This is a genomic window from Falsibacillus albus, assembly GCF_003668575.1.
Classification (GTDB): Bacteria; Bacillota; Bacilli; order Bacillales; family DSM-25281; genus Falsibacillus; species Falsibacillus albus.
The window spans coordinates 316134-336122 of the sequence record NZ_RCVZ01000002.1 but is presented as its reverse complement, the minus strand read 5'-3'; the positions used below and the strand labels follow the sequence as shown (position 1 = coordinate 336122).

Genomic DNA, 19989 nt, shown 5'->3' with positions numbered 1-19989 from the left:
ATCAGTCACTAAAGGTTTCAATGAAGCGAACGGCATTTTTCGAAAGGTATCGATCTTTCAGCCAGATGACAGCTGACTCCGATTTGATGACCTCCCCGCTGATTTCCACAACTTTGACACCTTGAGGTGGAAAGGCATGAAGGGTCGACTTCGGCAGCAGGGTGATGCCCACCCCTGCCCTTACAAGTGAAAGTAGCATGGCTGCATCCGGGCATTCGCAAACGACATGCGGCTTTAAGTTTTTTTCTTTGAAAGCGTCAAGCACCAATTCATAAAGCCCCCGTTCCCCTTCTCCTGCGCGGTGGAGAAGCATCATCGGCAGCTTCGCCAATTCCTCCAAGGTCATGCAGGGCATGTCCGGGTCTGACATCCAGTCTTCGGGTAGGATGGCGACAAAATGATCGGTAGGAAGGGGGATATGGGAATACTCTTTCATTTTCATAGGAAGCCTTACTACGGCAACCTCGATTTCTTTTTCTTTTAAATAGTGCTGAAGCCTGAACGTATCCCCTTCAATGAGTTTAAAGCTGAGCTGCGGAAATTTTTCCTGGAAATTTCGGATCCTGTAAGGAATGTGGTGAAAGCATGTTTTTACGGATCCGATTGCCAGCACACCTCGTATGCCCTCCCCGGTCTCCCTCACTTCCATGATGGTCTCATCAACATCTTCCAATATTTTTTTTGCCTTCTGATATAAGACAATCCCGGCTTCGGTCAATTCAAGCTTGCGTCCATTGCGGTGAATCAATTCAACTCCTAATTCTTCTTCCAGTAGCTTCAGCTGTTGGCTCAAAGGGGGCTGAGCCATGAAAAGTTTCTTTGCAGCCTTGGTGATCTGCCCTTCTTCAGCGAAGGTTGAAAAGTATCGAAGCTGTTTAATATTCATATCCATGCTCCTTTATCATTTCGATTTCAAGTATATTTATTTAATATGCAAATGAAACTTTTTGAATATTTTTAATATATCTTACCACATGGTACAGTTATATTGTTGGATATTTCTGATAATTAAAATAAATCCAAAACGATTAATAGGAGTGAAAACTATGACGCGTTATGCAGAAGTAAAAAGAAAGCTGAGAGGGTCGATAGCTCCAATTATTACACCATTTTTTGAAAGCGGTTCCATAGATTTTGGATCGTTGAAAAATTTGATTGATTGGCACATAGAAAGCGGGACACATGCCATATCAGTGACCGGGACAACAGGAGAACCAAGTTCACTTACCGTTGATGAAAGGGTGCAGGTGATGGAGCACGCGGCTAAGGCGGTTGATCGGAGAGTGCCCTTTGTGCCTGGTACGGGCACCACAAATCATGAAGAAACCTTATTCCTCACAAAAAAAGCACAAGAAATCGGTGCTGATGCCGCCTTGGTCATCGTACCCTACTATAATAAACCTTCCCAACACGCATTATATAAGCACTTTAAAGCGGTAGCAGATTCAGTCGATATTCCAATCATCATTTATAACATCCCGGGGCGGACGGCAACGAATCTTGATGTTAAAACACTGGCAAAGCTGAGCAAGGATTGCCCGAATATCATTGGAGTCAAGGAGTCCAATAAAGACTTCGAGCATGTCAATCGTGTGTTGTTGAACTGTGGAAGGGACTTTCTGCTTTATTCAGGAATCGAGCTCCTTTGCTATCCGATGCTGGCGATTGGCGGCGCCGGCCATATTAGCGCAACTGCGAATATCTTGCCCGGAAAAGTGGCAGAAATCTATGATGCTTGGGCAGAAGGCGATGTCAAACGTGCACAGGATCTTCATTATGAGCTCATGCCGCTGAATGATGTCCTTTTTAAAGATACGAACCCGGCCCCGTTGAAAGCAGCTCTTGGAATGATGGGGAAAATCAAACCGGTTCTGCGGCTGCCGATGGACTTGCCATCATCGGAGCTGCAGGAGGAAATCAGGAAAGTACTCAAGCAATATGTAACATTGAGCGATCAAGTCTCTGCAAAATAAACAACTGATACAACAAATAACGATGGTGGTGAAAAGCATGCAGCACAATACAGTGCAAAAAGACGGCGGTGCACTCCGCCAAAAAGTCGAAAATGTTCAATTATATGTTAACGGAAAGTTTGTCGATGCAATGGGAGGTGCTTCCTTCGACAACCGAAATCCCTATACAAATGAAGTGATCAATCAGGTTGCGGAAGGAAGGAGCGAGGATATCAAAAGTGCCGTTGAGTCGGCAAAACTTGCATTTGTTAAAGGGCCATGGGGAAGTATGAAAGTTGCGGAACGAATGAAATATATTAATAAAATTGCAGATTTGATAGATGAAGAGATTGAAGAGATCGCTATGCTAGAGGCATTGGATACAGGTCTCCCTATAAGCCAGACGAAGAAAATGACGGCGCGTGCGGCTGAGAATTTCCGCTTCTATGCAAGGATGGTCCAGACCAAGCTTCATGGGGATGCCTATGCTGTGGATGATGAATTCATCAATTATACAGTGCATAAGCCGCTTGGTGTTGTCGGTCTCATTACTCCTTGGAATGCCCCTTTTATGCTTGAAACTTGGAAAGTGGCCCCAGCATTGGCCACAGGCAATACCGTTGTATTGAAACCGGCTGAGCTGTCGCCTTTGACGGCAAATAAGCTTGCGCGAGTCATCCATAAAGCCGGCTTGCCCGATGGCGTTTTTAATGTGGTTCATGGATATGGCGAAACTGCAGGGGCAGCATTGGTAGCCCATCCTGATGTCTCAGCCATTTCGTTTACCGGAGAGACGGTAACAGGAGCGACGATTATTAAAAATGCAGCCGACTCCTTGAAAAGAACATCCATGGAGCTTGGCGGGAAATCACCGCTGATCGTATTTGATGATGCCGACTTCGAACGTGCACTGGATGCGGCTGTCTGGGGGATCTTTTCCTTCAATGGAGAACGATGTACGGCAAACTCCCGAGTTTTCATTCATAAAAACATTAAAGACAAGTTCATTGATGCCTTGAAGGAGCGGGTGGCGAATATCACGATCGGCGATCCGATGGACCCTTCCACTGAACTCGGACCATTGATTGATAAAGGACATTTTCAAAAGGTGACAGAGTATATTGAAGTGGCAAGAAAAGAGGGATGTGAGGTTATTCAAGGGAACATTCCTGAAGAAATCGCAATGGGGAATTTTGTGCCGCCAACATTATTGCTGAATGCGGCAAATGACATGAAGAGCTCACAGGAGGAGATTTTTGGTCCTGTCATGAGCGTCATTGAATTCGAAACGGAAGATGAGGTCATTGAAGCAGCCAATGATGTGAAGTATGGGTTAGCTGGTTATGTTTGGACCAATGACATGAAGAGGGGCCACCGTGTCGCCCAGGCCGTCGAGGCAGGTATGCTTTGGGTGAATGCACAGAATGTAAGGGACTTAAGGATTCCTTTCGGCGGGATGAAGGCAAGCGGTATTGGAAGAGAAGGCGGCCACTATGCCATGTTTGAATTTTATACCGAAGCAAAAGTGATCCATGTCGCAATGGGGGACCATCATATCCCTCAGTTCGGTAAAAGGAAATAAGTTTAAAAAGGGGGAATCAAAATGCCGGCAAAGACAGGGAAGGAATATAAAGAACGTCTGAAAAATGCCAAAAACAATGTTTATATCCATGGAGAAAGAGTGGAGGATGTGACGGAGCATTCGGCTTTTAAGAATGTCATCGACTCAATGGCCAATCTTTACGATTTGCAATACGAAAAAAAAGACAAAATGCTGTACACTTCTCCAACCAGTGGAGAAAAGGTGGGGATGACCTTCCTTCAGCCAAAATCCATCGATGATCTGATTAAGAGGCGTGAGGCGATTACAGAATGGGCAAGGACTTCCGGCGGAATGATGGGAAGATCGCCGGATTACTTGAATGCTGAGGTTATGGCAATGGGAGTGGCGAATGACCTGTTTGCAGAAGCCGATCCCATGTTTGCAGATAACGCCAGGAAATATTATGAATTTGCACGTGAAAATGATATCAGCCTGACCCATACGCTTATCCATCCTCAAGTAAACAGGGCGAAGGCGCAGCATGAGCAGAAGGATGCCAATGTGGCCCTGCACCTTGTGGAAAAGAACAAGGATGGGATCATCGTCGATGGAGTGCGTCTTCTTGCCACCCAGGGCGGAATCACGGATGAAATATTGGTCTTCCCTTCGACAGTGAAAAAATCCGGTGAAAAAGATGATCCATATTCATTGGCATTTGCCCTGCCAAATAATACGCCAGGGCTGAAATTTTTAAGCCGCGAGTCCTTTGATCATGGGAAGAATCATTGGGATCATCCACTTTCCTCCCGTTTTGAAGAAGGAGATGCGATCGTTGCTTTCGATCATGTATTTGTTCCTTGGGATCGGGTGTTTGTCTGTGAAGATTCCTCCATCTGCAACCGTACTTTCAGGGAGACGAATGCTGTCGTTCATATGGCCCATCAAGTAGTCGCTAAAAATGTGGTCAAAACAGAATTTCTGCTTGGTGTCGTACTTAGCTTGATGGACGCGATCGGCATCGATCAATTTCAGCATGTGAAAGACAAAGGGACGGAAGTGATGCTGACGCTCGAAACGATGAAATCTCATTTATATCGTGCTGAGCATAATGCCTCTTTGGATAAATGGGGAACGATGACACCTGATTATGCTGCATTGGATGCAGCCCGGAATTGGTATCCGAGGATCTACCCGAGGATGGTGGAAATCTTAAGGATATTAGGTGCATCCGGCCTAATGGGCATTCCAAGCGAAGCTGATTTTCAACACCCTGAAATCGGACCGATATTGAACAGGGCCGTCCAAGGCAAAAACCTGGAAGGATATGAAAGGGTTCAATTATTCCGATTGGCCTGGGATATGACATTAAGCGCATTCGGAGGAAGACAGCTGCATTATGAATATTACTTTTTCGGTGATCCAGTCAAAATGGGCATGACCTACTTTGATAACTATGAAAAAGAGCCGTATAAAAATATAATCCGTGATTTCTTAGGGAATGTCGGGGGAACAAAGCCGCATTTCGTCAAAATGTAAGGGGGCAGGAAAATGGGGTTTGACATTATTCGGACAGCCAGATCAATCCTTCATGTCACAGACTTGAATCAATCAAGGGACTTTTACGTCAATGCACTTGGATTTGTAGAAACGGATGCTGATGAGGAACATATTTACTTGCGTGGCCTTGAAGAACACGTTCATCATAGTCTCGTGCTAAAAAAGGCAGATAAACCAGCCGTGGAGGCGTTGAGCTATAAGCTTCGTTCAGAATCAGATTTGGAAGCGCTCTCCAATGTGTTTGCCGAGGCTGGACACAAGGTGAAGTGGCTGGAAGAAGGGAGCCAAAAAGCACTGGGGAAATCTTTCCGTGTTCAGGATATTTCCGGGATGCCGCTGGAGTTCTTTGCAAAGATGGATACCGTTGAAAGATTTTTGCAGCGCTATGATCTTTACAAAGGATCACGGGTGCAGCGGATTGATCATTTCAATTGCATGGTTCCCGATGTGGAAAAAGCTTATGATTTTTATATGAACAAGCTTAAGTTTTCGTGTTCTGAGTATACGGCAACCGGAGAGGATAGAATATGGGCCGCTTGGCTCCACCGCAAGCCGACGGTCCACGATGTTGCATTCATGAATGGGAAGGGGCCGAGGCTCCATCATGTGGGCTACTGGCTGAGTGATCCGATGTGCGTCATTCATACATGCGACGTCCTGGCTTCGATGGGATATGGGGAAAGCATCGAAAGGGGACCGGGCCGACACGGGCTGTCCAATGCGTTCTTCCTTTATTTAAGAGATCCTGATGGCCATAGGATTGAGCTATATACAGGGGATTATCTGACGAGCGACCCTGATTTTAAACCGATCAAGTGGGATATTAACGATCCAAGAAGACAAACATTTTGGGGTCACGCCGCTCCGGACTGCTGGTTTGAAGAAGCATCAGAAGTACTGGATGTACACAGCGGGAAGCCGATGGATCTGAAGGAAGCCACTCTTGCCCAGCAAAAGCCGACGTTTATGACATAGGGGGATTGTAACAGATGACTCATTTATTAAAGGTTTGTTGTTATAAATAAAATAGTGAGAAGGTTGATTTCCGCGGCAGGATGCTCGCTTTCCGAGGGGAGGTAGATGAGCCTCCTCGCTCGGCTGTGGGGTCTCACCATGCCTCCGATCCCTCCGGAGTCTCGCGCCTTCCGCTCAAATCAACATCATATGGTTAATGTTCGAAAAGAAAAGCTGTTAAAAACAACTATCTTTGAGAAAACAGCCTAAAAGATACAATATGAAACCATCAAGTGAGCACAGAAACAAAATTTGTTTTTGGGGGGGAAATACCTTGCTTGGAATGGAAGACGTATCAATTGCGTTTGTGTGGTATGCAACAGTTGTTTCTGCTATTGGATGCATTTTATTTGGGGCAATCATGTGGAATCGTGGAGGTGGCGGCCAAGAATGAACCTTTCGGTACTGATTCCATTATGCTTGGTGTATTTTGTCATCATGTCCTGTCTGGCATATTATGGATATAAAAAAACAAAAACAGAATCGGACTATTTGGTAGGGGGAAGGAACATCCATCCTGCGGTGATGGCTCTTTCTTATGGAGCCACATTTATCAGCACCTCAGCAATTGTAGGATTTGGCGGTGTTTCAGCCATTTATGGATTTGGATTGCTTTGGTTGGCCTTATTGAATATCGTTCTCGGCATTTTTGTTGCATTTGCCATTTTTGGGACAAGGATAAGGAAGCTATCGATTTCATTGGATGCAACGACCTTTCCATCTTTATTGGGAAAAAGATACAATTCAAAATTCATTACTGTATTTTCAGGAGCTATGATTTTTGTTTTCATGCCGGCATACACGAGTATTGTATTAATTGGAGGAGGGCGCTTCCTTCAAGAATCACTATCCATGAATTTTAATCTTTCCTTGATGATATTAGCCATAGTCATTGCTGTATATGTTGTCAGTGGTGGGATTAAGGCGGTCATGTATACAGATGCCTTCGGTGCAATCATTATGCTTCTGGGAATGGCAATATTTCTGGTGGTCAGCTATATGGCAGTCGGCGGTCTTGTAGAGGGGCACAGGGCATTGTCAGCAATGAAGAATATGGTGCCTGAGTCACTGATTGAACAAGGGCACCGCGGATGGACCAGTATGCCTCAGCTCGGTTCTCCATTATGGTGGACGCTTGTCAGCACCATCATCATGGGAGTTGGTATAGGTGTTCTTGCCCAGCCTCAGCTCGCCATGAGGTGTATGACCGTAAAGGATGACCGTGCTTTATATAGGTCTGTGCTGGTCGGTGGGATATTTATTTTCTTTATGACAGGAACTGCCTTTATGATCGGTCCTTTGAGCAATGTATATTTCGCCAATACAACTGGAAACATATCCATAGTTGTGGCTGGTGGAAATGTAGATCTTGTCATTCCTAAGCTAATAAATGCTTTAATGCCGAAATGGTTTATCTATTTGTTTACCCTCACATTACTATCAGCAACAATTTCAACAGTAAGTTCCCTCATCCATGTTCAAGCAACGGTTTTTGGTGAAGACATCCTTAAAACGCTTGGTGTTCGATCCGTATTCGGTACTAATATCAGTCCTTCACGAGTTGGGGTCATCATTGGAGTGATCGCTGCTATAGGTCTGGCTTATATACTTCCGGGAGGGGTTATTGCCCAAGCCACCGCGTTTTGGTTTGGAATTTGTGCAGCTGGTTTTCTTCCTGCCTTGATTGGGGCATTCTATTGGAAAAATGCAACTCGTGCTGGTGCTATTTCTAGTATCATTACTGGGTTTACAGTTAGCATTTTTGGTTTCTTATTCATTCACCAAAAGGAATCCTCTGCACTAGGTTTGTCAAAGGCTATTTTCGGCAGGGATGCGTTGTTTAAGTTTCCGTTAACACATATCGATCCGTTGTTCTATGCACTTCCATTGGCAGCGATCGTCTTTATAGTCGTCAGTTTGATTGACAAAAGTGCACAGATTAACAAAGAGGATTTGGTGGAGGCAGCCATTTCTGAATAAGCATGAAGACCAAGTCTGAATAAGCATGAAGACCAAGTCTGAATAAGCATGAAGACCAAGTCTGAATAAGCATGAAGACCTAGTCATTTCGAGCCGTTGTTCAAACGGTTCTTTTTTTTACTTAATAAAGGTGGAAGGAAGTTGTATAATGAACGAGTGTTGGAGATTTGTCGTATTTCCTCGGATTGTTTTGACAGGAAATTCGCTTTTTTTCACGAAATGATAATATGAACAATCAGACTGACGAGCAACGGAGAATACGAGCGTTTGTCACCAGTCTGAACAATACGTATTGGAGGCGAATGAAGATGACTTGGCAGCATACATATGAGAGATGGAGCAGCTTTCAAGGCCTGGATGAAGAAATTGCATCACAATTGAATGAAATGAAGGAAGACGAGAAGCATTTAGAGGATGCTTTTTATAAAAATTTAGAGTTCGGGACAGGCGGCATGCGGGGAGTCATTGGACCTGGAACGAACCGAATGAATCTTTACACCATCCGAAAAGCATCGGAAGGCCTGGCACGATACATAGAAAATCATGGTGAGGATGCAAAGAAAAGGGGTGTCGCCATCGCATATGATTCTCGTCATAAATCTCCTGAATTTGCGATGGAAGCAGCAAGAACACTTGCGACACATGGCATTCAAACCTATGTATTCTCTGAATTGCGTCCGACCCCTCAACTATCTTTTGCAGTCAGGGATTTGAATGCATTCTCTGGAATCGTCATCACGGCAAGTCATAATCCGCCTGAATATAATGGATACAAAGTTTACGGTGAAGATGGAGCACAATTAAATCTTGCAGATGCGGAAGCCGTCATTGAGAAAGTCAATGAGGTGGAGAATGAATTATTAATTCAAGTAGAAACAGAAGATGCATTAAAATCACGCGGGCTCATTACCATGCTTGGTGATGAAATGGACCGCCAATATGTTGATAAATTAATGACCATCAGCGAAAATCCTGGTATTTCCGGTGAAGTGGACTTAAAGATTGTTTTCACTCCGCTGCATGGGACGGCAAACAAACCTTTAAGGCAGTCGCTTAAGGCTTATGGCTATGAGAATGTCTATATCGTTGAAGAGCAGGAACAGCCAGATGCTGAATTTTCTACAGTCAAATCACCTAATCCGGAAGAGCAGGCTGCTTTCGAGCTAGCGATAAGGGATGGAAAAAAACATGATGCAGATATTTTGATTGCAACTGATCCCGATGCTGACCGCTTGGGTGTCGCTGTCAAAAATGAGGTTGGGGAGTACGTCCTTTTGACAGGAAATCAAACAGGTTCTCTGCTATTGCACTATATTCTCAGTCAAAAGGCTGAAAAGAATAACATCCCTGAAAACGGCATCGTTTTTAAAACGATTGTCACTTCCCAGCTCGGTGAAAAGGTAGCGAGAAGTTTCGGAGCTGAAGTCGAGGATGTCTTGACTGGCTTTAAATTCATTGGGGAAAAAATCAAGCAATACAATGGTGATGGTTCGCATTCCTTCTTGTTCGGTTATGAGGAAAGCTACGGCTATCTAATCGGAGACTTTGCCCGCGACAAGGATGCGATCCAAGCTGCACTGTTGGCAGTGGAAGCATGCGCTTACTACAAAAAACAAGGCAATACGCTTTATGAAGTATTATTTGAACTATTTGAAAATCATGGCTACCATCGTGAAAACTTGAAATCGATGACCCTGAAAGGAAAAGAAGGCGCAGAGCAGATCAGCGCCCTCATCGATGAGTTTCGCCGCCAGCCATTGACTGTTGTCAATGGGATGAGCGTGGTGATGACAGAAGACTATGCAACTCAGACCAAAGTCGATGCAGAAGGGAAATCTGAAAAACTGACATTGCCTTCATCGAACGTCATTAAATACATTTTGGAAGACGGTTCTTGGATCTGCCTGCGGCCATCTGGAACTGAACCAAAAGTGAAGTTCTACTTCGGGGTGGTCGGGAAGGACAACGATGAAAGTGCCAAAAAACTTGAAGAAATCACGAATAGTTTTATGGACATCGTCGAGCATACATTGAATTCCGTGAAAAATCTTAAAGTATAGTCAGTATAGGAACGCATCTCTATCGGGTGCGTTCTTTTCTATTAGCTGGTTTCGCACAGATCGATTTACCTTTGTTCTCATCTGTATAAACAGCTATAATGGACAGGCATCCAATAAACAATATGAAAACACGACAAAGATGAAAGGATGAGGAAAATGCTAACAGATCAAATCGCCATCGTCACAGGAGCTTCGCGTGGAATCGGCAGAGAAACGGCAATCCAGCTTGCAAAGGAAGGGGCAAAGCTTGTGGTCGTCGGCAGTTCCAAAGAAATTTTTAAAACAGCAGATCATCTAAAAGAGATTGGATATCCAGATGCATTCGCCGTCCAAGCGGATGTCAGCAGCGAGGAAGAAGTCAATCGTGTGATTGAAGAAGCCAAAAACGCATTTGGCAAAATCGATATATTGGTAAATAACGCAGGGATTGGCTTCTTTAAATCAGTGGAAGATACAAGCGCTGATGAATGGAAGAAGGTATTCGATGTAAATGTCCAAGGCGTCTTCTTGTGCGCGAAGGCCGTCCTTCCGACCATGAAAGACCAGAAATTCGGGACAATCATCACCATCTCTTCAGATGTTGCACGTTACACGATTCCGAATGGTGCAGCATATACTGCGACAAAATATGCTGTTCAAGGCTTTTCAGGCGCACTTGCTCAAGAAGTGAGAGAACATGGTATAAGAGTTGGGACCATAAATCCAGGAATGGTCGATACATACTTGGCTGGCTCTCAGCAAGGACTGCCTGAGAAGCAAGACTGGCTGAAGGTTCAGGATATTGCGAAGGCAGTCGTATATATGGCATCGGCACCGAAGCATATGATGATTGATGAAATGATCATCCACCCATTCGCACAAGACTATCCAATCGCCTAAATAATAAGGTATGCACGTTGGTGCCAGGCACCAACGTGCATACCTTATTTCATTTCAAGAAGAATTCTCGAACTTCCTTCCAGTTGTTGACCCGGACATAATCTGTTTCATTGACATTATGTGGTGAAGTAAACAATATACCTTGTCCTGTGAAGCGTCTGAAATGGCGTGCATTGTCATCGATTAAATAATCTGCATGGATGATGCTTTTGTCGCCGCAGAACACAATATTCATATCTGATAGAAATGGAAAATGCTCGTTTAGCCATTCGTACTTCGCAGTGAAGGAAGCAGGATGCTCCATTGCAGCAGTAGTAATGAAAATTTCATAATGCTCGCTTAATTCTCGAATGACTTCTTGGGAGCCCTCCATTACTTCTAAATCCCGAAAGAAATCTGGTTCATCAATATATTCCATTAATTCTTTTTCACGTCCTGGCCGCAAGTGCCTTAACTTCTTTCCTAGAAGATCTTTTTTCGTCAACGATTCATTGAAATCGCTGTTGTAGAGATACAAATGTTTAGTCACAAAATCAGCCATGACCTCGTCCATATCGATGGCAATTCTCTTCATCATCAAGTCTCCTTCCTCATCAACATAAAACATACTATATCAAATTAAATTCATCCAATGAAATGCACATCTCATACGAAAGTCGTAGAAGAAATTCGATCAAAATTCGAATGGGATTTATTTGAATCAATTTGTATAATGGTAGTAAGAGGAAGTAAGCCAAAGGAGAATCATTATGTCATTGGAGGAAATTAAACATCAATCCGACCTTCATATATTAAAAAGCATCGCCGAGCTTTTGAATGAAGAGACAGATCTCGCCCCCATGCTCAAAGGGGTGCTGAAGAAACTACTGCAAATAACCGGCTTTACGACTGGCTGGATCTTCTTTATAGATGGTGAACAAGGTGCACATTCCATGGTCGCTGCAGAAAATCTGCCGGCAGCTTTGACTTACTGCCAGTGTCAGCCCATGAAAAAAGGAAGTTGCTGGTGCGTAGATAAACTGCAAAAAGGAAAGCTGACGAAAGCTTCTAACATAATTGAATGCAAAAGGATCGAAGATGCCATCGAACATGAGTGGGGAGAGACGGAAGGAATCACACATCATGCAACAGTGCCGCTTCAATCCGGCAAAGAAACATTCGGTTTATTGAATGTCGCTTCGCCTCACAAAAAACAATTCACTTCCAACGAGTTGGCGCTGTTGGAATCTGTCGCCCTTCAAATAGGTTCGGCAATCAAGCGAATGAAGCTGACAAAGAAAGAGCAGGAAGTCGCGCTCATGCAAGAACGGAATCGACTTGCGAGAGATTTACACGATTCTGTCAATCAGCTTTTGTTTTCCCTTACTTTGACGGCACGCGGCGGGGCTTCGCTCACGGAAGATCCAGATATCAAGGATACATTCTCGATGATAGGGGAGTTGGCGCAGGAAGCATTGACAGAAATGCGTGCCCTCATTTGGCAGCTGCGGCCAAAGGGGCTTGAAGTCGGACTGCTGGAAGCGATAAAAGGATACGGGGAAATGCTTGGTTTAAAAGTCCATACAAAATTAACAGGCGTCATGTGCCTGCCTTCAAAGATTGAAGAAGCTCTTTGGCGCATCTGCCAGGAAGCGTTGAATAATTGCAAAAAACATTCTGGTCAAAACGAGGTATTCATTCAGATGAAAGTCAGTGAAAAGTCATTTGAAATGAATATCGAGGATAAGGGATGCGGCTTTGATTTTGAAAAGGGGAGGACACTATATTCGGTCGGGCTTCAAAGCATGAAGGAACGAACCGAAGCCTTATCGGGGACTTTTCGATTTGAGAGCAAGTTGGGAAGTGGTACGAAGATTACAGTCACAATGCCATATTAGGGGGATGGAGCTTGATGGGAATACGGATACTGATCGCCGATGATCACCATATCGTCAGAAGGGGACTTGTCTTTTTTCTTCGAACGCAAAAGGATATTGAAATTGTCGGCGAAGCAAAAAATGGGGAGGAAGCGGTCAAGTTAACAGCCGAGCTAGCACCTGATATCGTCCTGATGGATCTTATGATGCCCGTCATGAATGGCATTGAAGCGACGAAGCAAATCAAGGAATCGTTTCCAGGGACAAAAATATTGATGCTGACGAGCTTTTCTGATCAAGACCATGTCATCCCGGCAATAGAAGCCGGAGCGTCCGGGTATCAGTTGAAGGATATTGAACCTGATGAGCTCGTTGAATCGATCAGAAAGCTTTTTGGCGGTGAAAGCACGCTTCATCCGACAGCCACAAATCATTTGCTGACCCGGATTACCAGGAAGGAAAAGCCAGAGCAGAAACTCGATTTACTGACAAACCGTGAAAAAGAGGTTTTGACTGAAATTTCCAAAGGGAAAAGTAATAAAGAAATTGCTTCATCCTTGTTCATTACCGAAAAAACGGTCAAGACCCATGTGTCCAATGTATTAGCGAAACTGAATGTTGCCGACCGTACACAAGCTGCCTTGTTTGCGGTAAAATATGGGCTAAATGGACATTAAGAACAACGAGATCCAACGAAAGGGAGAGGTTGAAATGAAAATTGTCGTAATCAATGGAAGTCCGAGGAAGAAAGGAAGAACGGGAATTGCTTCCCGTTACTTGGCAAGAAACTATGGGTTCGATTTAATCGATTTAAGCAAAGGGGATATTCCGCTGTATACGGGAGAAGAAGAACAATTCAATATGGAGAGTGTGAAGGGACTTCGTCAGCAAGTCAAGGATGCAGACGGTATTATCTTGGCTTCACCTGAGTACCATAGCGGCATGAGTGGTGCGTTAAAAAATGCACTGGATTTTTTAAGCAGCGAGCAATTTGCACATAAGCCTGTAGCATTGCTTTCATGCGCAGGTGGAGGAAAAGGCGGAATCAATTGTCTGACCAACATGAGGACGGTTGCACGAGGCGTTTATGCAAATGTAATTCCAAAGCAGCTCGTAATGGATCCTCATTGTTTCGACTACGAAAACGATGGACTTTTAAAGGACCCTGCAGAATTGGTGGATCAAATGATCAAAGAATTGAAAATGTATGTTAAAATCGCAGAAAATGTTGATTTGTAATTTAAAAAGCTGACTCCGAAAACGAGTCAGCTTCTTTTTTTATTGGTGGAATTCTTTTCTTGTTACATCAACGGCAGCCCAGCCACCCTACGTCAGTGAAGCACAACTTCTTCTTCCATGGGTTGGAAGGTGGTAAGTGAGTTTGCATAATCAACATAACGTAAAAGGTTATACAGTTTTCTTTCGATCACTGCATAATCATCTGAAAAATTGTAAGCATGCAGGAAATGCTCAATTCTCTTCGACAAAACATCATCTTGCGTTCTGACCATTAGTATCAATAAATTATCCCATTCTGATCGATGGGTATAATATAATGCGCGGTCGTAATCCACTCGATTCATTCCTGTACCTCCTTCTAAAGGAGTTATGAATAGTTTATGCCGCATCAAGACTTTCTTCCCCTGAAAAAGTTGGAGGAGTTGATTTCATCGCCTTTCCTTCATTTGCATGGATATCTTTCGGACCCAAAGGTTTTGAATAATTTTGGATGCAGGAGTCATCCTAATAAAAAACATGCAGGAGGAAAAAGGAATGAAACACATCGTCCTTTCCGTTGGTTTTTGTATACTCATGCTCTTGGGGTCTTCTCTGCAGGCATCCGCTCAAAAAGTGGATTATGCAAAGTATGGGAGAATGGCCACAGCAATCGTAAAGGAAGATTACCCTTCCGAAGAATTGACGGAATATCAGTATATGGGAAGAAAAAAACTTGGGGAAGATCTCGTACAGGATAACTTTAAATTTACAGTAAAAGAAAACAACATGGATAAGATCATCATTGTCCAAGTGACCCACAGTCCGCAAAATGAGAAACTGGTTACACTCGCAGTCAAAGAAGCCAGCCAATAAACGATTTCTAACCCTGTCCTTTGGTGCCTGGCACCAAAGTGCAGGGTCTTTTTCTGTTGTGGTAAGATGAAGTTATTATTTGCGGATTTTGGAAAGGTGAGTGTTCCGATGTAAGGAGTTCTCCTAATGAAGAAATGATGAATGATATTGAAATGGGGGGACTTTGAAAATGAAGTCTAAAGCCTTTCGTTATTTATGGTTGGGGCAGGCTTTTGCAAATGCAGGGGATGTGCTTTATGTCGTAGCATTGATTGCGGAGATATATGATGAGTCGCATTCGCCGCTTTACATGGCTTTAGTGCCATTCATAGTGACGTTCTCTCGTTTCTTGAGCAGCATCATCGCACCTCTGCTTTTAGATCGTTATGCCTTGAAGGCTTTGTTGTTTCATTCCCAGGTGCTTAAGACAGGTCTTTTGCTCCTGTTGTTTTTTACTATGACGGTGCAAATAGGCGCCATATGGCCGCTGCTGGTTTTGGCAGCGATGATTGCCTTTTTGGATGGATGGGCGCAGCCTGCACAAAATGCGATGGTGCCGTTGCTGGTGAAAAGGGAAGAACTATTGGGTACCAACGGTTTTTTGTCGACAGTCGATCATCTGATTGGCATCAGCGGCTGGAGCATCGGAGGGATATTGACCGCCATGATTTCAACTAAAGGAACCATGGCTGTTACATTTATTTTATATATTTTCAGTACCATTTTTATGGCAAGGATATCGCTTGCATCCCAGCAGACTCCATCTGCTGCAAATAAAAAGCTATTTCTGGACTATGTGCATTCATTGACGACAGGGTGGACGGAAATTTGGTCGAATGCCCGTTTGAGGAGAGTCCATTATATTTATTGGATAGAAACGGCTGCCAGTGTTGTTTGGATTGCAGCCATTATGTATATTTTCGTTGAAAAGCAGCTGAAGGTTGGCGAAGAATGGTGGGGATTCATCAATGCCGCTTTCTTTGTCGGCTTAATTTTAGCCAGCATCATGATGTTGAGGTTTCATGGAATCCTCGGGAAGGGGCAGCAATCTTATATTTGGCTGTCAAGTATGCTAACGGCCATTATCACATTTGCCTTCTCTTTTAATGCCATTCCTGTATTGGCGCTGCTCTTGTCATGCTTATTTGGTTTATTCGATCAATCGAAGACAGTGGTCCTGCAGACCATCGTCCAATGGGAAGCGGAACCTGACCGGCTCCCTAAGGTATATGCTGCACAGACTTCATTAGTGACCATGACCTTTGGAGCTGCATCGCTTGCAGCAGGATGGTTCGTGGAGCATCATGGCGTTCGATCCGCTTTTATCCTTTCGGCGATATGTCTGTCGATAAGCATCATCCCTGCAAAGGTGCTGGCAAAATCACTAAAAAGCGAAACGTAATCTTTTTAAAACTGCCCTGCAGGCGACCTGTCGACCTAAGGGGCAGTTTTTATCTGGATTTAACGATCATGAATTTTAAATCTCCTTTCATGTTCACCTTTATCAGCTCATACATTGTGATAAGAGGTAAAGGGGGAAACGCCTATGAGAGAGGTTGAACATAAACAGCTTCAACAATCAATTGCTGAGATCACGGAAATTGCCAAAGGTTTTGGTCTAGATTTCTATCCAATGCGTTACGAAATTTGTCCTGCTGATATTATTTATACCTTTGGAGCATATGGGATGCCGACAAGGTTCTCTCACTGGAGTTTTGGGAAGCAATTTTTTAAAATGAAACTTCATTATGACCTTGGACTGAGTAAAATTTACGAATTGGTCATCAATTCCGATCCCTGCTATGCTTTTTTATTGGATTCAAACTCGTTGATCCAAAACAAACTGATCGTTGCACATGTTTTGGCCCATTGCGATTTCTTCAAGAATAATGTCCGTTTTCAGAATACGAAAAGAGACATGGTCGAGAGCATGTCTGCCACGGCTGAGAGGATCCGCGAGTATGAAATTCAGTACGGAAAGCGGGAGGTAGAAACGTTTATCGATGCAGTCCTGGCAATCGAAGAGCATATTGATCCCTCACTCATGCGGCCAAAGCTGTCATGGACCATGGCGGATGCAGAGGAATGGGAAGAAGACGAGGATACAAAGTTGTCTTCTCCTTATGATGATCTATGGTCGCTTGATGAGAAACCGAAACCGATGGAAAAAAAGAAAAAACGAAAGAAATTCCCGCCTCAGCCGGAAAAGGATATTTTGCTTTTCATTGAGTCCTACAGCAGGGAACTTGCTGATTGGCAACGGGATATTTTGACGATGATCAGGGAAGAAATGTTATATTTTTGGCCGCAGCTTGAAACGAAAATCATGAATGAAGGCTGGGCATCGTATTGGCACCAGCGGATTCTTCGGGAGCTGGATTTGACAAGCGGGGAAGCGCTGGAATTTGCGAAACTCAACGCAGGAGTCGTGCAGCCGTCAAGAACTAGCATCAACCCATATTATCTCGGTTTGAAAATTTTTGAAGATATTGAAGAAAGGTACGACAACCCGACAGATGATATGAAGGAGCTGGGCGTCAAACCTAATTCAGGAAGGGAAAAAATGTTTGAGGTGCGCGAAATCGAATCCGATATCTCTTTCCTGAGAAATTATTTAACGAAGGATTTGGTCATGCGGGAAGATATGTACCTTTTCCAAAAGCAAGGGAAGGATTACAAAGTGGTCGATAAACAGTGGGAAAATGTAAGGGATCAGCTGGTGAACATGAGAGTGAACGGTGGTTTCCCTTACCTCACAGTGACCGATGGGGACTATATGAAAAACGGTGAGCTGTACTTGAAGCATTGGTTCGAAGATGTAGAACTCGATTTGAAATATTTAGAAAAGGTCCTTCCATATGTCCATCAGCTATGGGGAAGGACGGTTCATCTCGATACTGTCGTAGAAGGGAAAAACATGCTCTTTTCTTATGACGGCCGATCTGTCCAAAGAAAATATTTATAATGTGCCTTGCCGAAATTATTTTAAGGGAGTGGGAGCCTAAATAGCAGGCTCTCTTTTTTTGCTGTTTTTCAAAGGCTAATTTCTCACAATTTGTCATCATATAAGTGGATGAAGTGGAAGGTATGAGCCCCCGTCGGAAAGTGGGGACCATCCTTACTTAATCTTGGATTAATTACGAAAATAGATTTTCTTTATGCATTTTTTCGCTTTTTTCCATCTTTTTCAGTATACTTTTTTTATAAAACAACATTTAGGAGGGGGAAATTTGTGGATTTTTTTATGAATATGATTGATCATCACGGATATCTTTTCCTCTTCTTTTCATTGATGCTCGAGTTGATTATTGTACCGATACCGAATGAGGTTCTGATGAGCTATGTCGGTTTTGTTGTATATCAAGGGAAACTCAACTGGTTTTTGACTATTATGTTTGGTGGTGTCGGAGGGATCATCGGGGTCAGCGTTTCCTATTGGATCGGCTACAAATTAGGCGCGCCGTTTTTCTATAAACACGGGAGGAAAATCCATTTAGGTCCGGAAAAGCTGGACAAGATGGCTGCCTGGCATAAAAAATACGGCAAGGCGCTTTTGGTGTTCGCGTATTTTGTTCCTGGTGTGAGGCATGTGACCAGTATTTTCTCTGGCATTACAAAAATGAATTTTAAAACATTCGCCATTTTTGCCTACATCGGTGTTTTCATTTGGGTTGGGACGTTCATCACGCTTGGGAAAATCTTTGGTCCGAAATGGGAGGAATTCCATCAGGAAGCGAGCAAATTTCTCGGCGTCGCAAGTGTTCTGGGAGCGCTTATTTACGTAATATATTTTTTTATTAAAACAAATCGAGAAAAAATCAAAGAAAACAGCTGGCTTTTGTATGAACATACATTTAAACGATTTAAGAGCTTTATCGGGATCAAGTTATTTATTTTGTTTGTTTCATTGGTATTGATTACCCTTATCAGCTTTATGGTAGGTCTGATCCAAGACTTTATCGCAAATGAGTTTGGACAATTTAACATCATTTCTACGACAGTCATCAATTATATCTTTGATGATCGATGGAGGGGGGCGATGCACTACTTTAGTGCCCTTTCTTCTTGGAAGCCACTGGATGGGGTCATCCTTCTTACTGTTTTTTGGCTGCTTGTTCTCGGTAAAAACAAGCTGATGGAATTGCAGTTCTACGCAGTAAATTTAATCGGAGCCCTCATTTTCGGGAAGGGGCTGCATATATTATTCGATTATTTTACTGAAGGTCGGAATTTCAGCGATGCTTTTCCAAGCGAGTCGATGCTCATTTCGATTGTCATCTATGGCTTTTTTTTATATGTCATCATCAGGCATCCGATCAGCCATTTTTTTAGTGTGGTTGCACTTGTATTAACCATCTCGATTTTGGCAATGATCGCAATCAGCAAAAGTTATCTTCAGATCCAGCAGCCCAGCGATTTGGTCGGGGGCTTTGCATTTGGCGGAGTCTGGGTGAGCTTGGTCATTTTATTGATCGAGATTTTCAGATTTTTGACATTGATAAAAAGCACGCCAACAAAAGAATAATGCAAACAAAATCATCATACATTCACAAAGTTTCCTAGGGTTCCGCTGCCATTCAAAGGCAGGGCAGGTCCGAGAGGAAACGCGCAGCTGCTGCGTTCACGGAAGGACAAAAGCCTGGGAGATATCTTTGGATATTCCGAGGCTTTTTTCGATTTTTGCACAAAATAATGTATGTTAAGGAGGATTCGATTATGGCATGGATTTATTTGATTATTGCAGGTGTATTTGAAGTGGTTTGGGCGATGGGATTAAAACTCTCTAACGGTTTTTCAAAGGTCTATCCAAGCATAGTTACTGTTGTCGGGATGCTCATAAGCTTATATTTTTTATCAGCAGCCGTCAAAATTTTACCGATTGGCACGGCCTATGCGATTTGGACAGGGATTGGAGCAGCTGGAGCTGTCATTATGGGAATTATATTATTCGATGAACCAAAAACATTGGCAAGATTCATCTTCTTAGGTTTGATAATAATAGGAATGATTGGATTGAAAGCAGTTTCTGGAGAGAAATGATCTATGGCCCGTTGACTTATGGTTTCCGGACATGGAGA

At 43.4% G+C, this 19989-nt stretch carries 19 protein-coding genes and 1 riboswitch; of the genes, 16 read left to right on the top strand and 3 right to left on the bottom strand.

Annotated features, from left to right (window positions below):
- Position 1: 1 nt before the first annotated feature.
- Positions 2-886: a LysR family transcriptional regulator gene (locus D9X91_RS04310; protein ID WP_121679331.1), complete on the bottom strand. Its 885-nt coding sequence runs from the start codon at positions 884-886 to the stop codon at positions 2-4.
- 160 nt (positions 887-1046) lie between these two features.
- Between D9X91_RS04310 and hpaI the strand changes: the two genes are divergently transcribed.
- From hpaI to D9X91_RS04275, 8 genes are all read left to right on the top strand, one after another.
- Positions 1047-1973 (top strand): 2,4-dihydroxyhept-2-ene-1,7-dioic acid aldolase, encoded by a 927-nt coding sequence (hpaI, locus tag D9X91_RS04305; protein WP_121679330.1) that lies wholly within the window; start codon positions 1047-1049, stop codon positions 1971-1973.
- A gap of 37 nt (positions 1974-2010) precedes the next feature.
- Positions 2011-3534, top strand: a complete 1524-nt coding sequence (gene hpaE, locus D9X91_RS04300) for a 5-carboxymethyl-2-hydroxymuconate semialdehyde dehydrogenase (RefSeq protein WP_121679329.1) — start codon at positions 2011-2013, stop codon at positions 3532-3534.
- A gap of 21 nt (positions 3535-3555) precedes the next feature.
- Positions 3556-5031, top strand: a complete 1476-nt coding sequence (hpaB, locus tag D9X91_RS04295) for a 4-hydroxyphenylacetate 3-monooxygenase, oxygenase component (RefSeq protein WP_121679328.1) — start codon at positions 3556-3558, stop codon at positions 5029-5031.
- 12 nt (positions 5032-5043) lie between these two features.
- Positions 5044-6027, top strand: coding sequence for a 3,4-dihydroxyphenylacetate 2,3-dioxygenase (gene hpaD / locus D9X91_RS04290; RefSeq protein ID WP_121679327.1), 984 nt, complete (start codon positions 5044-5046; stop codon positions 6025-6027).
- Between the two features lie 313 nt (positions 6028-6340).
- The gene (locus tag D9X91_RS23090) at positions 6341-6460 is read left to right on the top strand and encodes a symporter small accessory protein (RefSeq protein WP_325050497.1); all 120 of its coding nucleotides are present in this window, start codon (positions 6341-6343) and stop codon (positions 6458-6460) included.
- Positions 6457-8046 carry a sodium:solute symporter family protein gene (locus D9X91_RS04285; RefSeq protein WP_121679326.1) on the top strand — a complete coding sequence of 530 codons (1590 nt, stop codon included), beginning with the start codon at positions 6457-6459 and terminating at the stop codon, positions 8044-8046. Before D9X91_RS23090 ends, D9X91_RS04285 begins: the two co-directional genes overlap by 4 nt.
- A gap of 308 nt (positions 8047-8354) precedes the next feature.
- Positions 8355-10106, top strand: coding sequence for a phospho-sugar mutase (locus D9X91_RS04280; RefSeq protein WP_121679325.1), 1752 nt, complete (start codon positions 8355-8357; stop codon positions 10104-10106).
- A gap of 156 nt (positions 10107-10262) precedes the next feature.
- Complete coding sequence (locus D9X91_RS04275; RefSeq protein WP_121679324.1) at positions 10263-10985, top strand: SDR family oxidoreductase; 723 nt, start codon at positions 10263-10265, stop codon at positions 10983-10985.
- A 49-nt stretch (positions 10986-11034) separates the two neighbouring features.
- Here the strand turns inward: D9X91_RS04275 and D9X91_RS04270 are convergent, their stop codons facing one another.
- Positions 11035-11559 carry a 5' nucleotidase, NT5C type gene (locus D9X91_RS04270; RefSeq protein WP_121679323.1) on the bottom strand — a complete coding sequence of 175 codons (525 nt, stop codon included), beginning with the start codon at positions 11557-11559 and terminating at the stop codon, positions 11035-11037.
- A 175-nt stretch (positions 11560-11734) separates the two neighbouring features.
- Between D9X91_RS04270 and D9X91_RS04265 the strand changes: the two genes are divergently transcribed.
- Genes D9X91_RS04265 through D9X91_RS04255 form a run of 3 tightly spaced genes read left to right on the top strand, consistent with a single transcriptional unit; the run spans position 11735 to position 14080 of the window.
- Positions 11735-12862, top strand: a complete 1128-nt coding sequence (locus D9X91_RS04265) for a GAF domain-containing sensor histidine kinase (protein ID WP_121679322.1) — start codon at positions 11735-11737, stop codon at positions 12860-12862.
- Positions 12863-12876: 14 nt separating this feature from the next.
- Entirely contained in the window at positions 12877-13518 is a 642-nt protein-coding gene (locus D9X91_RS04260) for a response regulator (RefSeq protein WP_121679321.1), read from the top strand.
- A 34-nt stretch (positions 13519-13552) separates the two neighbouring features.
- Positions 13553-14080, top strand: a complete 528-nt coding sequence (locus D9X91_RS04255; protein ID WP_121679320.1) for an NADPH-dependent FMN reductase — start codon at positions 13553-13555, stop codon at positions 14078-14080.
- A 92-nt stretch (positions 14081-14172) separates the two neighbouring features.
- On the opposite strand, the gene D9X91_RS04250 is transcribed toward D9X91_RS04255, so the two are convergent.
- The gene (locus D9X91_RS04250; protein ID WP_121679319.1) at positions 14173-14424 is read right to left on the bottom strand and encodes a YhdB family protein; all 252 of its coding nucleotides are present in this window, start codon (positions 14422-14424) and stop codon (positions 14173-14175) included.
- A gap of 190 nt (positions 14425-14614) precedes the next feature.
- Here D9X91_RS04250 and D9X91_RS04245 point away from each other — a divergent pair, with 190 nt between their 5' ends.
- The 5 genes from D9X91_RS04245 to D9X91_RS04225 all read left to right on the top strand — a co-directional run bounded on the left by D9X91_RS04245 (position 14615) and on the right by D9X91_RS04225 (position 19951).
- Positions 14615-14932: a DUF3889 domain-containing protein gene (locus D9X91_RS04245; RefSeq protein ID WP_158598234.1), complete on the top strand. Its 318-nt coding sequence runs from the start codon at positions 14615-14617 to the stop codon at positions 14930-14932.
- 169 nt (positions 14933-15101) lie between these two features.
- Positions 15102-16313: an MFS transporter gene (locus D9X91_RS04240; protein WP_121679317.1), complete on the top strand. Its 1212-nt coding sequence runs from the start codon at positions 15102-15104 to the stop codon at positions 16311-16313.
- 144 nt (positions 16314-16457) lie between these two features.
- On the top strand, positions 16458-17876 hold the full coding sequence (locus D9X91_RS04235; RefSeq protein ID WP_121679316.1) for a SpoVR family protein: 1419 nt from the start codon (positions 16458-16460) through the stop codon (positions 17874-17876).
- Positions 17877-18143: 267 nt separating this feature from the next.
- On the top strand, positions 18144-19436 hold the full coding sequence (locus tag D9X91_RS04230) for a VTT domain-containing protein (RefSeq protein WP_121679315.1): 1293 nt from the start codon (positions 18144-18146) through the stop codon (positions 19434-19436).
- Positions 19437-19459: 23 nt separating this feature from the next.
- Positions 19460-19559, top strand: a riboswitch (guanidine-I (ykkC/yxkD leader).
- 68 nt (positions 19560-19627) lie between these two features.
- Positions 19628-19951 carry a DMT family transporter gene (locus D9X91_RS04225; RefSeq protein ID WP_121679314.1) on the top strand — a complete coding sequence of 108 codons (324 nt, stop codon included), beginning with the start codon at positions 19628-19630 and terminating at the stop codon, positions 19949-19951.
- Positions 19952-19989: the final 38 nt, after the last annotated feature.

Bases quoted from the DNA above. Each gene is read 5' to 3' on its own strand.
- D9X91_RS04240 (WP_121679317.1), top strand. From the start codon at position 15,102: ATGAAGTCTAAAGCCTTTCGTTATTTATGGTTGGGGCAGGCTTTTGCA.
- D9X91_RS04265 (WP_121679322.1), top strand. From the start codon at position 11,735: ATGTCATTGGAGGAAATTAAACATCAATCCGACCTTCATATATTAAAA.
- hpaD (WP_121679327.1), top strand. From the start codon at position 5,044: ATGGGGTTTGACATTATTCGGACAGCCAGATCAATCCTTCATGTCACA.
- D9X91_RS04235 (WP_121679316.1), top strand. From the start codon at position 16,458: ATGAGAGAGGTTGAACATAAACAGCTTCAACAATCAATTGCTGAGATC.
- D9X91_RS04255 (WP_121679320.1), top strand. From the start codon at position 13,553: ATGAAAATTGTCGTAATCAATGGAAGTCCGAGGAAGAAAGGAAGAACG.
- D9X91_RS04285 (WP_121679326.1), top strand. From the start codon at position 6,457: ATGAACCTTTCGGTACTGATTCCATTATGCTTGGTGTATTTTGTCATC.
- D9X91_RS04250 (WP_121679319.1), bottom strand. From the start codon at position 14,424: ATGAATCGAGTGGATTACGACCGCGCATTATATTATACCCATCGATCA.
- D9X91_RS04245 (WP_158598234.1), top strand. From the start codon at position 14,615: ATGAAACACATCGTCCTTTCCGTTGGTTTTTGTATACTCATGCTCTTG.
- hpaI (WP_121679330.1), top strand. From the start codon at position 1,047: ATGACGCGTTATGCAGAAGTAAAAAGAAAGCTGAGAGGGTCGATAGCT.
- D9X91_RS04270 (WP_121679323.1), bottom strand. From the start codon at position 11,559: ATGAAGAGAATTGCCATCGATATGGACGAGGTCATGGCTGATTTTGTG.
- hpaB (WP_121679328.1), top strand. From the start codon at position 3,556: ATGCCGGCAAAGACAGGGAAGGAATATAAAGAACGTCTGAAAAATGCC.
- D9X91_RS04280 (WP_121679325.1), top strand. From the start codon at position 8,355: ATGACTTGGCAGCATACATATGAGAGATGGAGCAGCTTTCAAGGCCTG.
- D9X91_RS04275 (WP_121679324.1), top strand. From the start codon at position 10,263: ATGCTAACAGATCAAATCGCCATCGTCACAGGAGCTTCGCGTGGAATC.
- D9X91_RS04260 (WP_121679321.1), top strand. From the start codon at position 12,877: ATGGGAATACGGATACTGATCGCCGATGATCACCATATCGTCAGAAGG.
- D9X91_RS04310 (WP_121679331.1), bottom strand. From the start codon at position 886: ATGAATATTAAACAGCTTCGATACTTTTCAACCTTCGCTGAAGAAGGG.
- D9X91_RS04225 (WP_121679314.1), top strand. From the start codon at position 19,628: ATGGCATGGATTTATTTGATTATTGCAGGTGTATTTGAAGTGGTTTGG.
- hpaE (WP_121679329.1), top strand. From the start codon at position 2,011: ATGCAGCACAATACAGTGCAAAAAGACGGCGGTGCACTCCGCCAAAAA.